Annotated in this window: 13 protein-coding genes; 9 read left to right on the top strand and 4 right to left on the bottom strand. The window is 63.1% G+C overall.

The genetic code is table 11. The annotated features are described in order from the left end of the window. Window positions 1-56: 56 nt before the first annotated feature. The 6 genes from ACE191_RS03280 (at window position 57) to groL (ending at window position 6,190) form a co-directional block, all read left to right on the top strand. On the top strand, window positions 57-1,367 hold the full coding sequence (locus ACE191_RS03280) for a sigma-54 interaction domain-containing protein (RefSeq protein WP_400190752.1): 1,311 nt from the start codon (window positions 57-59) through the stop codon (window positions 1,365-1,367). Further along, on the top strand, window positions 1,354-1,887 hold the full coding sequence (locus tag ACE191_RS03275; protein ID WP_400190751.1) for an LptE family protein: 534 nt from the start codon (window positions 1,354-1,356) through the stop codon (window positions 1,885-1,887). The genes ACE191_RS03280 and ACE191_RS03275 overlap by 14 nt, the downstream gene beginning before the upstream one ends. Before the next feature lie 142 nt (window positions 1,888-2,029). Then, window positions 2,030-3,523, top strand: a complete 1,494-nt coding sequence (locus ACE191_RS03270; protein ID WP_400190750.1) for a hypothetical protein — start codon at window positions 2,030-2,032, stop codon at window positions 3,521-3,523. 3 nt (window positions 3,524-3,526) lie between these two features. Beyond that, a complete protein-coding gene (secG, locus tag ACE191_RS03265; protein ID WP_400190749.1) occupies window positions 3,527-3,925 on the top strand; it encodes a preprotein translocase subunit SecG in 399 nt (132 codons plus the stop codon). A 286-nt stretch (window positions 3,926-4,211) separates the two neighbouring features. Continuing rightward, entirely contained in the window at window positions 4,212-4,499 is a 288-nt protein-coding gene (groES, locus tag ACE191_RS03260) for a co-chaperone GroES (RefSeq protein WP_400190748.1), read from the top strand. Window positions 4,500-4,543: 44 nt separating this feature from the next. Beyond that, the gene (groL, locus tag ACE191_RS03255) at window positions 4,544-6,190 is read left to right on the top strand and encodes a chaperonin GroEL (RefSeq protein WP_400190747.1); all 1,647 of its coding nucleotides are present in this window, start codon (window positions 4,544-4,546) and stop codon (window positions 6,188-6,190) included. A 78-nt stretch (window positions 6,191-6,268) separates the two neighbouring features. On the opposite strand, the gene ACE191_RS03250 is transcribed toward groL, so the two are convergent. The 3 genes from ACE191_RS03250 to ACE191_RS03240 all read right to left on the bottom strand — a co-directional run bounded on the left by ACE191_RS03250 (window position 6,269) and on the right by ACE191_RS03240 (window position 11,476). Beyond that, complete coding sequence (locus ACE191_RS03250) at window positions 6,269-6,706, bottom strand: protein NO VEIN domain-containing protein (RefSeq protein WP_400190746.1); 438 nt, start codon at window positions 6,704-6,706, stop codon at window positions 6,269-6,271. A gap of 229 nt (window positions 6,707-6,935) precedes the next feature. Next, on the bottom strand, window positions 6,936-10,550 hold the full coding sequence (locus ACE191_RS03245) for an ABC transporter permease/M1 family aminopeptidase (protein ID WP_400190745.1): 3,615 nt from the start codon (window positions 10,548-10,550) through the stop codon (window positions 6,936-6,938). After that, window positions 10,547-11,476, bottom strand: coding sequence for an ABC transporter ATP-binding protein (locus ACE191_RS03240; protein ID WP_400190744.1), 930 nt, complete (start codon window positions 11,474-11,476; stop codon window positions 10,547-10,549). The genes ACE191_RS03245 and ACE191_RS03240 overlap by 4 nt, the downstream gene beginning before the upstream one ends. A gap of 218 nt (window positions 11,477-11,694) precedes the next feature. Between ACE191_RS03240 and ACE191_RS03235 the strand changes: the two genes are divergently transcribed. Next, a complete protein-coding gene (locus ACE191_RS03235; RefSeq protein WP_400190743.1) occupies window positions 11,695-12,720 on the top strand; it encodes a sensor histidine kinase in 1,026 nt (341 codons plus the stop codon). Next, the gene (locus tag ACE191_RS03230) at window positions 12,689-13,414 is read left to right on the top strand and encodes a LytR/AlgR family response regulator transcription factor (protein ID WP_400190742.1); all 726 of its coding nucleotides are present in this window, start codon (window positions 12,689-12,691) and stop codon (window positions 13,412-13,414) included. The genes ACE191_RS03235 and ACE191_RS03230 overlap by 32 nt, the downstream gene beginning before the upstream one ends. Before the next feature lie 156 nt (window positions 13,415-13,570). Here ACE191_RS03230 and ACE191_RS03225 read toward each other — a convergent pair whose 3' ends face one another. Beyond that, complete coding sequence (locus ACE191_RS03225; protein WP_400190741.1) at window positions 13,571-14,998, bottom strand: peptide MFS transporter; 1,428 nt, start codon at window positions 14,996-14,998, stop codon at window positions 13,571-13,573. A gap of 268 nt (window positions 14,999-15,266) precedes the next feature. Here ACE191_RS03225 and pckA point away from each other — a divergent pair, with 268 nt between their 5' ends. Further along, window positions 15,267-16,892, top strand: a complete 1,626-nt coding sequence (gene pckA, locus ACE191_RS03220) for a phosphoenolpyruvate carboxykinase (ATP) (RefSeq protein ID WP_400192292.1) — start codon at window positions 15,267-15,269, stop codon at window positions 16,890-16,892. The last annotated feature ends 2 nt before the right edge of the window (window positions 16,893-16,894 follow it).

Below are 16,894 nucleotides of genomic sequence, written 5' to 3'. Positions count from 1 at the left end.
CTGGTGCCCGATACCGTCTATCGAAGAACGAAAAACAAACAACGAAAAACGAGCCCTTGACTTCCTCCGAAATCCAAAGCATCAAGCAGCGCTTCGGCATCATCGGCAACGCGCCGGCGCTGAACTACGCCATTCAGGTGGCGGCGCAGGTGGCCCCGACCGACATGACGGTGCTCATCACGGGGGAAAGCGGCTCGGGCAAGGAGTCGTTTTCCAAGATCATCCACGCCCTCTCGCCGCGCAAGCATGGGCAGTTCATTGCCGTCAACTGCGGCGCCATTCCCGAGGGCACCATCGACTCCGAGCTGTTCGGCCACGAAAAAGGCTCGTTTACCGGCGCTTCGGAGGCCCGCAAAGGCTACTTCGAGGTAACCAACGGCGGCACCATCTTCCTCGACGAAATCGGGGAAATGCCGCTGGGCACCCAGGCCCGCCTGCTGCGCGTGCTCGAAAACGGCGAGTTCATCCGCGTGGGCTCGAGCAAGGTGCAGAAAACCGACGTGCGCGTGGTCACGGCCACCAACGTGAATCTGCTCGACGCCGTGCGCGAGGGCCGCTTCCGCGAAGATCTGTACTACCGCCTCAACACGGTGCCCATTACGGTGCCGCCGCTGCGCGAGCGGGGCGAGGATATCTACCTGCTGTTCCGCAAGTTCGCCACCGATTTTGCCGAGCGCTACCGCGTCAAGCCCATCACGCTCACGCCCGACGCGGTGCAGGAGCTGCAGCGCTTCCGCTTTCCCGGCAACATCCGCCAGCTCAAGAACATCGCCGAGCAGATTTCGGTGTTGCAGACCGAACAGCGCGAGGTCGACAGCCGCCGCCTGCGCCACTACCTACCTCAGGACCAAAGCTCCAACCTGCCCATGCTCATCGGCGCCACCGCCGACGGGGTGGCGCCCTCGGGCCTCTCGGAGCGCGACCTGCTCTACAAGGTGCTCTTCGACATGCGCCGCGACATGACCGACCTCAAGAAGCTGGTGCTGGAGCTGGCCGCCGGCGGCGCCCGCTACGACGGCAGCCAGGCCCAGGAGCTGGTGCGCCAGAACAGCCATTTGTTTGCCGGCAGCGGCCTGGCCGCCTACGAGGGCAGCCCCGGCCGCCTCAGCCGCCCCACCGACACTGGCAACGAATCCTTCATCATCAGCCAGGCCGATGCCGACTACGAGGAGGAAGACGAGGCCCAGCGCGTGGAGGACATCACCCACGAAACCGAGGAGGAAAGCCTCTCGCTGGAAGCCAAGGAAAAGGAAATGATTGTGAAGGCACTCAAGAAGCACCACAACAAGCGCAAGTACGCCGCCCAGGACCTGGGCATCTCGGAACGTACGCTCTACCGCAAACTCAAGCAGTATGACCTGGAATAAGCGCTTTTTCGCCCTGGGCGGCTGGCTGCTGCTGCTCATGCTGCCGCTCAGCGGCTGCGGCATCTACTCCTTCACCGGCACCAACATCGACCCGTCGATCAAGACCTTCTCGGTAGCCACTTTCCCCAACAACGCCGCTAACGGCCCCTCGTTTCTGTCGCAGCGGTTTTCGGAAGACCTGCGCGACTACTTTCAGCGCAACACCACCCTGAAGCTGGTGCCCCGCGACGGCGACCTGCAGTTTGAGGGCCAGATCGTGGCCTACGACTTCGCGCCCGCGGCCATCGAGCGGCAGGACGGTCGCGACCAGGCCGGTCTCAACCAGCTCACGGTGCAGGTGCGGGTGAAGTTCACCAATACCAAGGACCCCAAGCAGGACTTCGAGCAGACCTTCCAGAACAGCCAGCCCTTCGACGCGGCCCGCGACATTACCAGCATCAACAACGACCCCAACGCCGTGGGCACGGTGACCGACCGCATCATCACCGACGTATTCAACAAGTCGGTGGCCAACTGGTAACGAACTCCCCCGGCCGCATGGCGGTATGGCTAAATTGCCGTATTGTTGCGCCCCGCCCGGCGGGGCGGCAGCGGCCGGGGCCGCCGCTGAACCGTTGAAACGAACTGTACCAGCTTCGTAACCAAACCTTTAAACCTCTCAGATGACCCGCGCGTCGCTGCTGCACATCCTGGACCACGTCACCACCATTTCGGAAGCCGAGGTGCGGGAGCTGGAGCAGTTGGCCGCTACTTTTCCGTATTGCCAGACGGCTCACCTGCTGCTGGCCAAAGCCGCCCACGACCGCGGCAGCATGCTAGCCAGCCAGCGCCTGCGCCGCGCGGCCACCTACGCCGCCGACCGCGAGCTGCTGCGCGCCCTCATCGAGCAAACAGCCCCGGAAGCAGTTGCGGCCCCTCCCGTCCCGGTTGCCGCCGCCCCGGCGCCAGCTGTAGCCCCGCCGGTTGCGCCGCCCGATTTATCCCTTGCCACGCCCGCAGTCGAGCCTTCGTCGATTCCTGTAGCTGAGCCGGCTGCGACTTCGAAAGAAGGGCCTATAACTCCCACCGAATCGAATACTTCCGGTGTGGCTCTTGAAGCCGTAATTCAACCGCCGGCAGCTGCGCCTGAAGTAGGTGAACCCACGGCCGCCCCCGCAACTCCGGCCCCCGAAGCGGCGTTGGCAGCCACCGAATTGCCAGCCGAGCGCGAAAGCCTGGCACCCCAGGCGCCAATCGAGGCAACCGTTCTGGCGGCACCTGACCAGGAGCCCACCAATGCTGTCCCTGAGCCCGCCGCCGCGCCCGAAACCCTGGCGCCCGCAGTCGAGCCGGCCGCCCCGGCAGCAGCCCAACCCGCGCTTACGCCCGAGCCGGCGACTCCGGAATTAACTCAGCCAGCCGCCGCGGCTGAGGCAGCCCCTGTTCCAGAGCCTGACCTGGCAGCGGATTCTGAGCCAGCAGCCGAAGCTGCGCCCGCCGAAACTGCGGTAGCCGACAGCCCGGCCGCCCGGTCCGAAACCCAACTGGCAGCGCCAGCCGACGAGCTGCCGGCCGTGGCCCCGACCATTCGTCCGCCGGTGGAAGTGGGCAGTTCGCGCTTTGAGTACGGGCTGGCCGAGGCGCTGCCGCCGGTTACGGCCTACCAGTTGCCCGAGGCCCTGGCCGATGCCGAGACTGAATCCGCTGTCGTGCCGCCCTTCCGCGCCGACGAGCAGCTCGCCTACGACCAGCATCAGGGCAGCCGCTTCGGCTACGCGCTGACGGCCCGCTCCGGGGCAGACGCCCCCGTCGACCTGCCCCGGGCCGACAGCTGGCCGGCCGATGCCCTGCTGCTCGATTACCTGACCCGCAACCGCCCGCCCGCACCGCCGGCGCCTTCCTCCCTGGTACTCATCGAGCGGTTTCTGCGCACCCAGCCCCGCATCAAGGCGGCCACGCCCCGCCCGGTGGCCGTGGCCGAGCCCCAGGCCGACTTGTCGGTGCGCAGCACCAGCGCGGCGCCCAGTTTGGCCACCGAAAGCTTGGCCAAAATCCTCGTTATGCAGGGCAAAACAGCCCGCGCCATTGAAATTTACGAACAGCTAATGGTGCGCCAGCCGGAAAAAAAGGCGTACTTTGCCGCTCAAATTGACCACCTGAAACAACAGCCGGAGTAATCCATGTACACCGCCATTATCGTCCTCGCTCTTTTTGTTTGCCTGCTGCTGGCCCTCGTGGTGCTGGCCCAAAACTCCAAGGGCGGCGGCTTGTCCAGCAACTTCGCCGCGGGCGGCACGGCCCAGCTCATGGGCGTGAAGCGCACCGGCGACCTGCTGGAGCGCCTGACCTGGGGCTTCGCCATTTCCCTGATTGTTCTCTCCCTGGCTTCGCACGTGGTGCTGAGCGGCCAGACCACCGGCCCGACCCGCAGCGTCAACCAGCAGAAAGCCCTCGAAACCCGCATTCCGGCGGCTCCCGCCGCTCCGGCCCCGCAGGCTCCGGTCCCGGGCGCTGGTACCCAGCCGGCCGCTACTCCCGCCGCGCCGGCCCAGCAGCCGGCAGCTACTCCGGCCCAGTAAACTTCCCAGCGTTTTTCGCTGGCACCACCGGCGGCTTTTCGCACCAGCGAGAAGCCGCCGGTGGCTTTTTTATTACCGGCTCCGCCTTAGCCAAGCCGGTTTCTGTCAGGCTGACGCCTGCTTTGTCAGGTTCAGTAGCCCGGCGGCCGCAAAAAGTTCCGGTTTGCCACCATTCTGTCAGCTTTTGGCGGGCTGGCACAAGAAGTGCCGAGCGGCAGGCACCCCCTGCCGGGGGTTTCGCACAGCATTCCCCTTTTGTCAAAACACTTCAACCCAAACCAGCAGAATGGCTATTAGCATCAAACCGCTGGCTGACCGCGTAATCGTTGCGCCGGCCGCCGCCGAAGAGAAAACCAAGTCGGGCATCATCATTCCCGATACGGCCAAGGAAAAACCGCAGCGCGGTGAAGTAGTGGCCGTGGGCGCCGGCAAAACCGAGAACGGTACGCTCGTGCAGCCCCAGGTAGCGGTGGGCGACCAGGTGCTCTACGGCAAGTACGCCGGCACCGAAATTACCATCGATGGTCAGGACTACCTCATCATGAAGGAGTCGGACATCTTCGCCATCCTGTAAGTATCCTCTTTTTCATTCGACCTTAAACCAAGAACAGCCCGACAATGGCAGCTAAACTGGTTCAATTTGACATCGAAGGCCGCAACAAGCTCGTTGCCGGCGTAGACAAACTGGCTAACGCCGTGAAGGTGACCCTGGGCCCGAAAGGCCGCAACGTGGTTATCGACAAAAAATTCGGCGCCCCCACCATCACCAAGGACGGCGTGACCGTAGCCAAGGAAATCGAGCTGAAGGACCCGGTGGAAAACATGGGCGCCCAGCTGGTGAAGGAAGTAGCCTCGAAGACGGCCGACCAGGCCGGCGACGGCACCACCACCGCCACGGTACTGGCCCAGGCCATCTACCGCGCCGGCCTGAAGAACGTAGCCGCCGGCGCCAACCCGATGGACCTCAAGCGCGGCATCGACAAGGCGGTACACGCCGTGGTAGCCAACCTAAAGGCCCAGTCGAAGAAGATTGAAAACTCGTCGGAAATTGCCCAGGTAGGCACCATTTCGGCCAACAACGACGCGGAAATCGGCAAAATGATTGCCGATGCCATGGACAAAGTGGGCAAGGAAGGCGTCATCACGGTGGAAGAAGCCCGCGGCACCGAAACCGAAGTGAAAACGGTGGAAGGCATGCAGTTCGACCGCGGCTACCTCTCCCCCTACTTCGTGACCAACGCCGAGAAGATGGAAGTGGAGCTGGACTCACCCTACATCCTGATCTACGACAAGAAGGTCAGCACCATGAAGGAGCTGCTGCCGGTGCTCGAGCAAGTGGTACAGACGGGCAAGCCCCTGCTCATCATTGCCGAAGACGTGGACGGTGAGGCCCTGGCCACGCTGGTGGTAAACAAGCTGCGCGGCTCGCTCAAGATTGCCGCCGTGAAAGCCCCGGGCTTCGGCGACCGTCGCAAGGCCATGCTGGAGGATATTGCTGCCCTGACCGGCGGTACGGTTATCTCGGAAGAGCGCGGCTACAAACTCGACAACGCCACCCTGGACTACCTCGGCCAGGCCGAGAAGATCATCGTTGACAAGGACAACACGACCATCGTCAACGGCAAAGGCGGCAAAGACGAAATTGCCGGCCGCGTAGGCCAGATCAAAGCCCAGATCGAAACCACGACCTCGGACTACGACAAGGAGAAGCTGCAGGAGCGCCTGGCCAAGCTCTCGGGCGGCGTAGCTATCCTCTACATCGGTGCCAGCACCGAGGTGGAAATGAAGGAGAAGAAAGACCGCGTGGACGATGCCCTGCACGCTACCCGCGCCGCCGTGGAGGAAGGCGTGGTACCCGGCGGCGGCGTGGCCCTGGTGCGCGCCCTCGATTCGCTGGAAGCCGTTGACACCATCAACAGCGACGAGCGCACCGGCGTGAACATCATCCGCACGGCCCTGGAGGCTCCGCTGCGCACCATCGTGGCCAATGCCGGCGGCGAAGGCTCGGTAGTGGTGCAGAAAGTGCGCGAAGGCAAAGGCGACTTTGGCTACAACGCCCGCGAGGACAAGTACGAAAACCTGATGGCGGCCGGCATCCTCGACCCCACCAAGGTGACGCGCCTGGCCCTGGAAAACGCGGCCTCGATTGCCGGCCTGCTGCTGACGACCGAGTGCGTGATTTCGGAAGAAGCCGAAGAAGAGAAAGGCGGCGGTGCCGGTGCCGCCGGCATGGGCGGCATGGGTGGCATGGGCGGCATGATGTAATCAGCCCCCTTGGCTGCCGGCTGTTCGCCGTTAGCTTACCCGAAAAAGCCCCGCTGGACCTAGTCCGGCGGGGCTTTTTCAGTTTGTGTAATTTCTTGGTAACGCTCCGAGCTTGGTAAATCGGACGACCGTCAGCTCCTGCGCGATGGCGTCTAGCTTGGCTTTGTTTAACTCAAGGATAATCAATGGGGCATCGGGTTCTAGGCTAGGGCCTTCAACAAGATAGAGGAAATAGTCTGGGTCCGTGCGAAACTGCCTTGCTTCGTTGGCAGTTAGCTCCGTCCACCCAAATTTCTTACCCGTTCCCAGTTTACTTTTTACCTCGATATGCCGTTCCTGTGTTCCCTTAATCGACAATACGTCGTAGCCACACTTTTCTACTTTCATGGCCCGCCAGCCTCTTTTGGCCTCGTAGGCAATAACCCTTTCCTCGGCTAGCTGCCAGCTTTGCTTTTTTACTTGAGCCGCATTGTCCTCTAACCGCTCTAAATCAGAGTTGAGGTCTTTCTTTTTCATCGTTCACGTTCGCGTTAAGTGCCGTGTAATATATCAAAGCAGAAGACAAAATGGCGCGCCCTATCTCAAGCATCACTGGCGACATACCGAGTCAGTAAAAAGCCCGCGCTACTTCCGATAGCCCGGGTTTTTAATTTATCTGAAGAGGTTCTATGATATTATCAGCCCGGCTGCCCGGATTAGCTTCCCGGTCGGGTGGTAGACCCGTGGTTAAGTTCGGGTCCCGGCGTTAATTCATTGCTTTCACCGCCTGGTAATTGTCTATCGGGTTCCAGTCGATCAACAAATTGCGCGGATCAATCCCAACCTTCGCGGGTTTTTCAGGCAGCGTCAGCACGATGGTTTGCCGGCCGGACCGGAGCTGGTGCTTTTGCCGGTAGAGCGGCTTGCCGGTTTCCTGCCCCGCGGCGGCGGGGGCGAAAACACCGATTTCCACCCAGTCCCGCAGTGGTCGTTTCGTCTCGGTGCCGGCGCTGTCCACTACCAGCTTGCTGGCCCGCAGGTGAAGCGTGAGCTGCCACTTACTGCCGGCGAGCGGCCGAGCGGTGGCAGTTTCGGCCTGCAGTTCCCAGAAGGTGTTGGCCTCAAACAGGTCGTGGAGCAGCGGTTGGAGCGAGTCCGGGGCGGCCGCCCGCAGTTCCCGGTAGAGGTCCAGTGAAGTTGGGTGGGGCAGCGTCCCGGGGCGGTGCTTGGCCAGCAGCTGCCGGAGCGCCCCGTTTACCCGCTCGCGGTCCATGTACTGGCTGAGCGTGTACAGGGCGAAAGGCCCCTTGCGGTAGTTCTGGTAAAAGTCGTCGGCCTGCAGCAGCGGTTTGGCCGCCCGGGTGCGCGGGGTTTCGTTTTCTTCCCGCAGGAAGCTAAGCAGCGCTTCCAGGTGCTCCGCCCCGTAATTATCCTCCAGCACGCCCAGGGCCGAGTACCAGGCCAGGCTTTCGGAAATCAGGCCGGCCCCCTCCACGTAGGCTTGCTTGAGCTGATTGCCCCACCACTGGTGCGCTACTTCGTGGGCCACCACGGCCGTCACCAGGTCGAAGCCTCGCTCGTCAGCCTGCGGGTTCAAGAGGAAAAAGCCTTCCTCCGCCGTAATGTCAATGGGCGCGGCGTGGTGGCCGAACCGGTAGCTGGCATGGGCCACGAAGCGGAGCTGCCGGTACGGGTAAGGCCCAAACTGCCGGGTGTAGTAGTCCAGCGAAGCCCGGGCGCTGCGGACCATCCGCGCGGGATTCTGCGTCAGTCCCGGGGGATAGTACACCTGAATGGCCACGGCCGGCCCGTCCGCCGGACTGCACCACTGGCCTTGCTCTACGGCATAATTGGCCGAGAAAAAGGCGTATTCATTCCGGATGGGCGCATCAGCAGCGTAGTGGAAGTAGCGGCGGCCGGCCTGGGTCCAGGTCCGGCGCAGGGTGCCCGGCACCACTGCCGTCTGGTCGGCATCGGTGCCCACTACCGCCTCGAAGCGAATCTGCTCGGCAAACGGGGCGTAGCGGCGGGCCGCCACGTCGTAGAGCGAGTAGGTAGCGGGCCGGGCGGGCAAGCCGTGGGCTTTGCGGGCCCCGGCCTCGTCCAGCTCCCGGTAGGGCTGATACCCAATGACCGGCAGCCACTCCAGGTTCCGGAAGCTGCTGCCGTTCTGCAGCACCTGCGCGGCGGCACCGTCGTTGGCAAAGCCCCGCGCACGGTGCGTTACCCGGAAGCGCAGGCGCAGCGAATCGCCGGGCCGCAGGGGCGTGGCCAGGGCGAATATGCGGTGCCTCAGCTCCGCGTCGACGAGCACTTCCCGGGCAGACGGGCTGAAGTGAAGCGCGGTGGTTTCCACGCCCGCGCCCGTTCCCAGGTGTACCGAATCGATGGCAGCCGGGCTGTGGTTTACCAGTAGGTAAGTGCCCTGGATTTCCGCGGCCCGCTGCCGGGGATAAATTTCCACCCGCAGGGTTACGCCGCTCAGCCCAGGCTGGGGTGCATTGTGGTAGCGCCGGTAGCGCCGCTCGTAGTCCGCCCGCTGCTCCGTGGTTTCGGCGGAGGGCGTGTACTCGTGCAGTACGTTGGTGTTGTAGAAGATGAAGCCGCCAAACAGCAGAATGTCGGCTACGGCCGCGGCCGAAACCAGGACGTTGGCACGCGTGAAGCGCCCCCGGGCCAGCTGCAGCCGCGCGGCCAGGCTGTGTTCCCGGCCCCGCACCCAGAACAGCCGCGCCACCACCGCCAGCAGCAGCGCCCACGCCACCCAGTACGCCTTAAACCACAGCCAGGGCGCCAGCGACGAGCCGAAACCGGCCATGTCGGTGTAGGACCACGGCGGACTGGCGCCGAAAATGAGGAGCTTGTGCTCGACGCCCAGGGTAGACGCAAAGGCGATGCATCCGTAAGCCAGCAGCGCCACCAGGTGACCCAGGAATTTTTGATTCACCAGCACGTGCACCAGCAAAGCCAGCAGGGCGAAAAGCAGGCAATCGACCAGCTGCAGCCCGAACAGCGTTTGCAGGTACAGCCCGATTTCCGGCGCAGCGCCCCCAATGGCCACCTGCGCCGCCATGCCCGCCGTCATCAGCAGGGCCAGCCAGGCCACCAGCACCAGGCTCAGGGCCAGCAAGCGGCTCAGGAAAAGCACCCATTCCGGCACGGGTGCCGCGCTGGCAATGTCGCCGAGTCCCGCTTCCCGTTCGCGCCACACCAACTCGCCGGCGTAGAAAATGGTGAGCAGCGCCAGGATAATCCAGAAACGCTCCGGCTGGGCCAGGGAAGCCGTCAGATACTCCACGACAAAATCGGTGCGGGGCAGCAAAGGCGTGCCCCGGCCCTTCAGGTTGCCCTGCACCGTCAGGCCCACCACCAGAGCCAGCCCGGCCAGCAGGGGCAGCCCGGCCCGGCTTGTGGCGAGCGGCAGAAAGGATTGCCAGGTGATGAGGCGCAACTGACGCAGCTGGGTGGCCCAACCATACGTTCCCCGAGCCAGCGGCAGCGCTTTTCCGGTCTCCCAGCCCAGCTTCGACCGGGGCTTCCCCGCGGGCTCAGGCTGGTGGTCAGGCTGCTTTTTGGGGCTTGTTTCGGGCAGCACCAGCTGAAACCGGAAGTACGTGAGCGTGAGCAGGGCCAGCGAGAGACCTAGCCACAGGAGACGGTTGGCGAGAAAGGAACCCTCCAGCAGCAGAAAACGCGTGTTTTTCTCCAGGGGGGTCCAGTCGATGGACAGATGGCTCAGCACCGGGCCAAAACTCATCGGATCGGCCAGATTGCCCCATTCTTCCCCTTTTTCCAGCAGCGGCCAGATCGTGTAGGAAGCCGCGAACAGGGCCGCTCCCACCAGGTAGCTGACCAGGGCCCGGCGGCTGAGCACCGCCGCCGAAAACTGCATGGCTGTCGCGAAAAACGCATTGGGCAGTGCAATGAAGCAGAAGGTCGTCAGGTAGGGCGCCACCCGGAACGGACCCAGAATCTCGGCTTCTACCCCGGCGCAGTGCATGGCCAGCAGCATGCCCGCCGGTATGCCGAGCAGGGTGAGGCCACTCAGGGCAAAGGCGGCCAGAAAGCGCCCGCCCAGGTAGGCGGCTTTGCTGGCGGGAGCGGGATAGGTGAGCAAGTGCATGCGGGTCTGCACGTCGCGGGCCGCAGCCTCGCCCGCCACGGAGGCCCCTATCACCAGCCAAAACACGCAGCAGATAACCGTGACGGCCGCCAGGACGATGGGCGCATTCAGTAAAATATACCCGTCGCGCGCATCGGAGGCGTAGTTGGCAATGACAATCAGAAACGCAATGACGAGCAGCACCCCGAAGTAGAGCCAGGTGGTGGCCCGGCGCAGCTGGTAACTGAATTCCAGCGCAAAAATCCGTTGGAACTTCATAGCCCTACCGCCTCAACTTGCTGCTGCTCAATGGCGGGGCCGAAGCAGCCCGTCAGGGCACTGAAATAGACGTCCTCCAGGTCCGGCTCCACGGGCTCAAAGCCAGGGTCGGGCCTTTCCGGGCTGTACACGTGCACCAGCGTGCGGCCGCTGAGCAGTTTGGCCGAAATAATCCGGTGCTCCCGCTCCAGCGCGGGCAGCGTGGGTTTATCGGTCAGTTTGCGCCAGATGCGGCCTTGCAGCGCGGCCACCGCTTCCAGCGGCTGAGCTTCCAGCAGGATTTGCCCCTGGTTGATGATGGCCATGTTGGCGCACAGCTCGGCCACGTCGGCCACGATGTGGGTGGAGAGGATGACCACGCTGTTTTCGCCCAGCTCGCTGAGCAGGTTCAGAAAGCGCACCCGCTCGGCCGGGTCCAGGCCCGCCGTGGGCTCGTCCACAATCAGCAGCCGGGGGTTGCCCAGCAGGGCCACGGCCACCCCGAAGCGCTGCTTCATGCCGCCGGAAAAGCCGCCCAGCTTCTGCTTGCGCTGGTCCCAGAGGTTGGTTTGCCGGAGCAGGGCCTCGGTGGTTTCCCTGCGCTGGGCCCGGCTGGTGAGGCCTTTCAGCACGGCGAAGTAGTCGAGCAGCTCCTCGGCGCTGGCCTTGGGGTACACGCCGAATTCCTGGGGCAGGTAGCCCAGCGTCTCGCGCACCGCTTCCTTCTGGCTCACCACGTCGAGGTCGCCCAGCCGGATCTGCCCCGCATCGGGCTCCTGCAGGGTGGCAAGCGTGCGCATCAGGGTTGACTTACCGGCGCCGTTGGGACCCAGCAGCCCGTACATGCCCGGCGGAATACTCAGCGACACATTATGCAGGGCCTGCACGCCATTCGCGTACCGTTTGGAAACGTTGCGGATGCTCAGACCCAAGGGGTGGTTTTTCATGGTATCGGATGGACTTCGGTTGCGCTATTGCAGTCCGAAGCACTCCTTACCGGCGCGGAAAGCGAAACCCGATATGCCAGGGCGGGGAAGTAATCGACCAAGCGGGGTTTTGCTTCCGCCAACGCACTGGCCGGCTCTTTTTCCCCGCTCGTAGATTCGCCCGGCCAGCTGGTCGAGGGCGAGGGGCCCGGCCGGGCGGGAACCGCCACCTTTGCGGTATGGAGCGCGTCAAAAGAATCTTCCGCCTGACTCACCTGTTCGTCTGGCTTTTATTCACCTGGTTGGTAAGCCTGCAGCTGGATAATGACAAGGACGTTCACTGGCGGAGCACCACGGCCGCCTTTATCGCGACCTGCCTGTATATCTTTTATGCGCATTTCTACCTGTTAACCCAGTACTCCGGCCAGAAAAAGGACCGGGACTACTGGCTTCAGTTCGGGGCCGTTGCCCTGACCGGGCCGGTACCTTTCCTGCTATTTTACCAGAAGCCGTTCGATTCCGGGCACTATTTCATGCACCTGATTGCGACTGTACCCATCTTTCTCTGCCTGAGCTGGCTGGCCCGGGTCACCGAGCATTTGGTGCTCAATACCATCCGGAAAGAGCAGCTGGAAAAGCAGGCCGTGGAAGCCGAACTCTACTACCTCAAGTCGCAGATCAACCCGCACTTCCTGTTCAATACCCTCAACAACATTCACACGCTGGTGTACAAACAGGCCCCGGCCGCCCCGGAGGCGGTCATGCACCTGGCTTCGCTGATGCGCTACATGATATATGAGTCGAATGCCGCCACGGTGCCGCTGACCCGGGAGCTGGACTATTTGCGGGATTACGTGAGCCTGCAGCAGCTGCGCTACCGCAGCAGCCCGGTGGTCGACCTGCAGATTGAGGGGGCACCGGAGGCCTGCTCCATTGCTCCCCTGCTGTTCATTCACCTGCTGGAAAACGCCTACAAGCACAGTCCCGCCCGCCTGGCTCCCGGCGACCTGCGCGTGCGGGTGGAAGTCCAGGAAGACACCCTAACCTTCCGCGTGCAGAACCCGATAGCCCAAAAGCCAGCTCATCCGCTGGAAGAACCCGGCGGTATTGGGCTGCCCAACGTGCGCAAGCGGCTGGCGCTGCTGTACCCGGAGCAGCATACGCTGGCTATTGAGGACACGGGCCACACCTTTACCGTCACGCTTACCATCCACGGCCTTCACGCCCCGGCTCATGCCCGACAAGCTCACCTGCTGCATCATTGAGGACGAGTACCTGGCCCAGGAAATCCTGGAGGAATACATCCGCAAAGTCCCGTTCCTGACGCTGAAGGGCACCTACGCGAGTCCCCTCGAAGCCGCCGGCCACCTGCCGGCCGACCAGCCCGACCTGCTGTTTCTCGACATCAACCTGCCGGAGCTGGATGGGCTCAGCTTTATCCCGATGCTCAGCCCCAAACCCATGATCATCCTCACCACCGCCTACGACCAGTACGCGCTGAAGGCCTATGACCTGGAGGTGAAGGATTACCTGCTGAAGCCTTTCACGTTCGAGCGGTTTTACCGAGCCGTGTTACGCCTGTACCAGGAACAAAGCCCCCGCCCGGTCCCGGCAAAGCAGGAGGAAAAAGCGGAAGCGAAGTTAGAGCAGGAGCATATTTTCCTGAAGGTGGGCCACCGCATCCAGAAAGTTGCCACCCGTGATATTCTCTTCGTGGAAGGCATGAAGGACTACCTGCGCATACACACCCGGGACGAGAAGATCATGACCCTGCTCAGCTTTGCCCGGCTGGAGGAGCTGCTGCCCGCCCAGGAGTTTGCCCGCGTGCACCGGTCCTTTCTGGTGGCGCTAAACAAGATCGACCACATCGAGAAAAACCGGATTCAGATTGCCGACCAGCTCATTCCCATCAGCGACACCTACGCCGAGGCGTTCTACAACATGCTGAAGGGTTTCTGAGCGGCTCGCCTGGCCCCGGCGCTTTATGGTCCTGCTCCCGGCGGAAACGGCTTCACGAACCCGACCATGCCGCCAGCCCAGCGGCCAGCAAGCAAAAAGGCCCTGTCGGAGCAGTCCGACAGGGCCTTTTTAGTACCGATGAATCAGCCTGCGGGCTTAGCCGCGGCCGTGCATCATGGCGAACAGCTTCTTGGAAATGGCAATCAGCACCAGGCCGGCCAGAATCACGAAGCCGGCAATGAGGCCGAACACCTTCAGCGCGCCCAGCTCTTCGACGTAGGCGGCAATGTAGCCCCCGGCAATCTGGGCCACGAAGGGCGCTAGGAACCACACGCCCATGAGCATGGAGGTGAGGGCCACCGGCGAGAGGCGCGACACCATCGAGAGGCCGATGGGCGACAGGCACAGCTCGCCAATGGTGTGGAAGAAGTAGGTAGCAAGCAGCCACAGGATGCTGGCCTTCACGGTCTGGTCCTGCACGTCGCCGCCGCGCTCCATTACGGCACCCACCATGAACAGGAAGCCGGCGCCGAGCAGAATCATGCCCAGGCCCATCTTCACCGGAATGCTCAGGTCCTTGCCCTTGCGGCCCAAAGCCAGCCAGATGCCGGCCGTTACCGGGGCGAAGGCCACGATAAACAGCGGGTTGACCGACTGGAACCAGGAAGTCGGAATCAGGAAGCCGAACACTTCGCGGTTGATGTACTTATCGGTGTAGAGCGTCAGCGATGAGCCGGCCTGCTCGAAGCCGGCCCAGAAAAACACCACGAACAGGGTGATGATGAAGATTACGGCCATGCGGTCGGTTTCTTCCTTGGTCAGCGGAGCCTTGGCAATGGTTTTGTCTTCGCCGTGGCCTTCGGGGTAGAGGCCCACGTCGCCGAGGTACTTCTTGCCCAGCAGGTTAAACGCCAGCTGGCCCAGGATCATGCCGATGCCGGCGGCCAGGAAGCCGTAGCGGAAGCCGTAGCTGCTGATCTGCGTCACGCCGTTGACCACCGTCTTGGTGGCAAACAGGTCTTCGGCCAGGAAACCGCACACCAGCGGGGCGAAGAACGCGCCCACGTTGATGCCCATGTAGAAGATGGTGAAGGCCGCGTCGCGCTTCGGGTCGCCCTGCTGATAGAGCTTGCCCACGATGGTGGAGATGTTGGGCTTGAAGAAGCCGTTGCCCAGAATCAGCAGCAGCAAGCCCAGGGCCGTGGGCCAGGGCATGCCGAAGAAGGCGGGCTCGGCCGACAGCGCCGGCTGCATAAACAGGCAGAGCTGGGCCAGGGCCATGGTTACGCCGCCGATGAGAATGGCGCGGCGCTGCCCGATGTACTTATCGGCCAGCCAGCCCCCGATGATGGGCGTGAAGTACACGAAGCCGGTGAAGTAGCCGTAAATCAGCGAGGCGCTGGCTTCCGGAATGCCCAGGCCACCCTCGACGGCGGTTTTGGTGAGGTACAGCACCAGCAGACCGCGCATGCCGTAATAGCTGAACCGCTCCCACATTTCGGTGAAGAACAGCAGATACAGGCCGGGGGGGTGCTTGGTGCTCGTCGGGGTTGGCGCCGGCGCCTGAGCAGTTGCTACTTGCATGAGTGCGTGGAAAAAGGAGGTTTGGAAGGTGAATGAGGGGAAACAAAAAAGCCCGGCAGCGGCCGTACGGGGCTGGGGGCTTACGGGTAAATCTAACCAAAATTTCCCAACTGCCCGGCTCGCCCCGGCGTAAAGCGGCCCGCGCGGGGCCTCGCCACTAATACGCAGGCCGGCGGCTACGGCACGGGATTTTCGTCTATTTTTGCTTCGGATTTCCCCATTTCCCACACTTCCCATTTCCCTTCTCTTACCTACCGCGTTGTTTATGATGGAAACCAGCACTTCCGCCGCCGCTCTGGACCGCCTCCAGCCGCTGGGCATCACCCAGGCCCAAGAGGTACGGCTCAACCTGACGCCCGCCGAGCTGGTGGAGGAAGCCCTCCAGAATGGCGAAGGCACCCTCACCGACACGGGGGCCCTGATGGCCGACACCGGCAAGTTTACCGGCCGCTCGCCCAAGGACCGCTTCGTGGTGCGCGACGCCAACACCGAAGACAGCGTTTGGTGGGGCGACATCAACATCCCCTTCGACGCCGACAAGTTCGACCAGCTGCACCAGAAGATGGTCGCCTACCTGGCCGACAAGAAAATCTACGTGCGCGACGCCTACGCCGGCGCCCACCCCGACTACCAGCTCAAGCTGCGCGTGGTCAACGAGCTGGCCTGGCACAATCTGTTTTGCTACAACATGTTCCTGCGCCCCGAGCCGGGCGCGGACACCAGCTGGGCCCCCGACTTCTCCATCATCTGCGCCCCCGGCTTCGAGGCCGACCCGGCCGTGGACGGCACCCGCCAACCCAACTTCGCCATTCTCAACTTCACCAAGAAGATGATCCTGATCGGCGGCACGGGCTACGCCGGCGAAATGAAGAAGGGCATCTTCGGCGTGCTCAACTACCTGCTGCCCCACGAGAAAAACACGCTGAGCATGCACTGCTCGGCCAATGTGGGCGCCGAGGGCGACGCGGCCATCTTCTTCGGCCTCTCGGGCACGGGCAAAACCACCCTTTCGGCCGACCCCAACCGCGGCCTGATCGGCGACGACGAGCACGGCTGGATGCCGGGCCAGGCGGGCATCTTCAACTTCGAAGGCGGCTGCTACGCCAAGGTTATCGACCTGAGCCAGGAAAAGGAGCCCCAGATCTGGGACGCCATCCGCTTCGGGGCCATCGTCGAAAACACGCGCTTCATCCCCGGTACCCACACCGTGGACTACGCCAACAAGTCGGTGACGGAAAACACCCGCACGGCCTACCCGATCAACTTCATCGACAACGCTATCGAGCCCTCTGTGGCCGGCGTGCCGAAGAACATCTTCTTCCTCACGGCCGACGCCTTCGGCGTGCTGCCTCCCATCTCGCGCCTCGACAAGTCGCACGCCATGTACCACTTCATGTCGGGCTACACCGCCAAGGTGGCCGGCACCGAAATGGGCATTACCGAACCGCAAACCACGTTCTCGGCCTGCTTCGGCGCCGTGTTCCTGCCCCTGCACCCCACCAAGTACGCCGAGATGCTCGGCAAGAAAATGGAGGAGCACGAGGTGAACGTGTGGCTGATTAATACCGGCTGGAGCGGTGGCTCGTACGGCGTGGGCTCGCGCATGAAGCTGCCCTACACCCGCGCCATGATTACGGCCGCGCTGGAAGGCAAGCTCAGCGACGTGGAATTCACCAAGCACCCCATCTTCGGCGTGGAAGTGCCGGCCGCGGTGCCGGGCGTGCCCACCGAAATCCTGGACCCGCGCAACACCTGGGCCGACCAGGAAGCCTACGACAAGACGGCCGCCTCGCTGGCCGAGAAGTTCGTGAACAACTTCAAGAAGTACGCCGACTTCGCCAACGAGGAAATCCTGGCCGGCGCTCCGAAAGTAGCCGCCGAAGCCAACGCTTAGTT

The sequence above is a fragment of the Hymenobacter sp. B81 genome (assembly GCF_044628455.1).
GTDB lineage: Bacteria > Bacteroidota > Bacteroidia > Cytophagales > Hymenobacteraceae > Solirubrum.
This window is presented reverse-complemented; position numbering and strand designations above follow the sequence as displayed.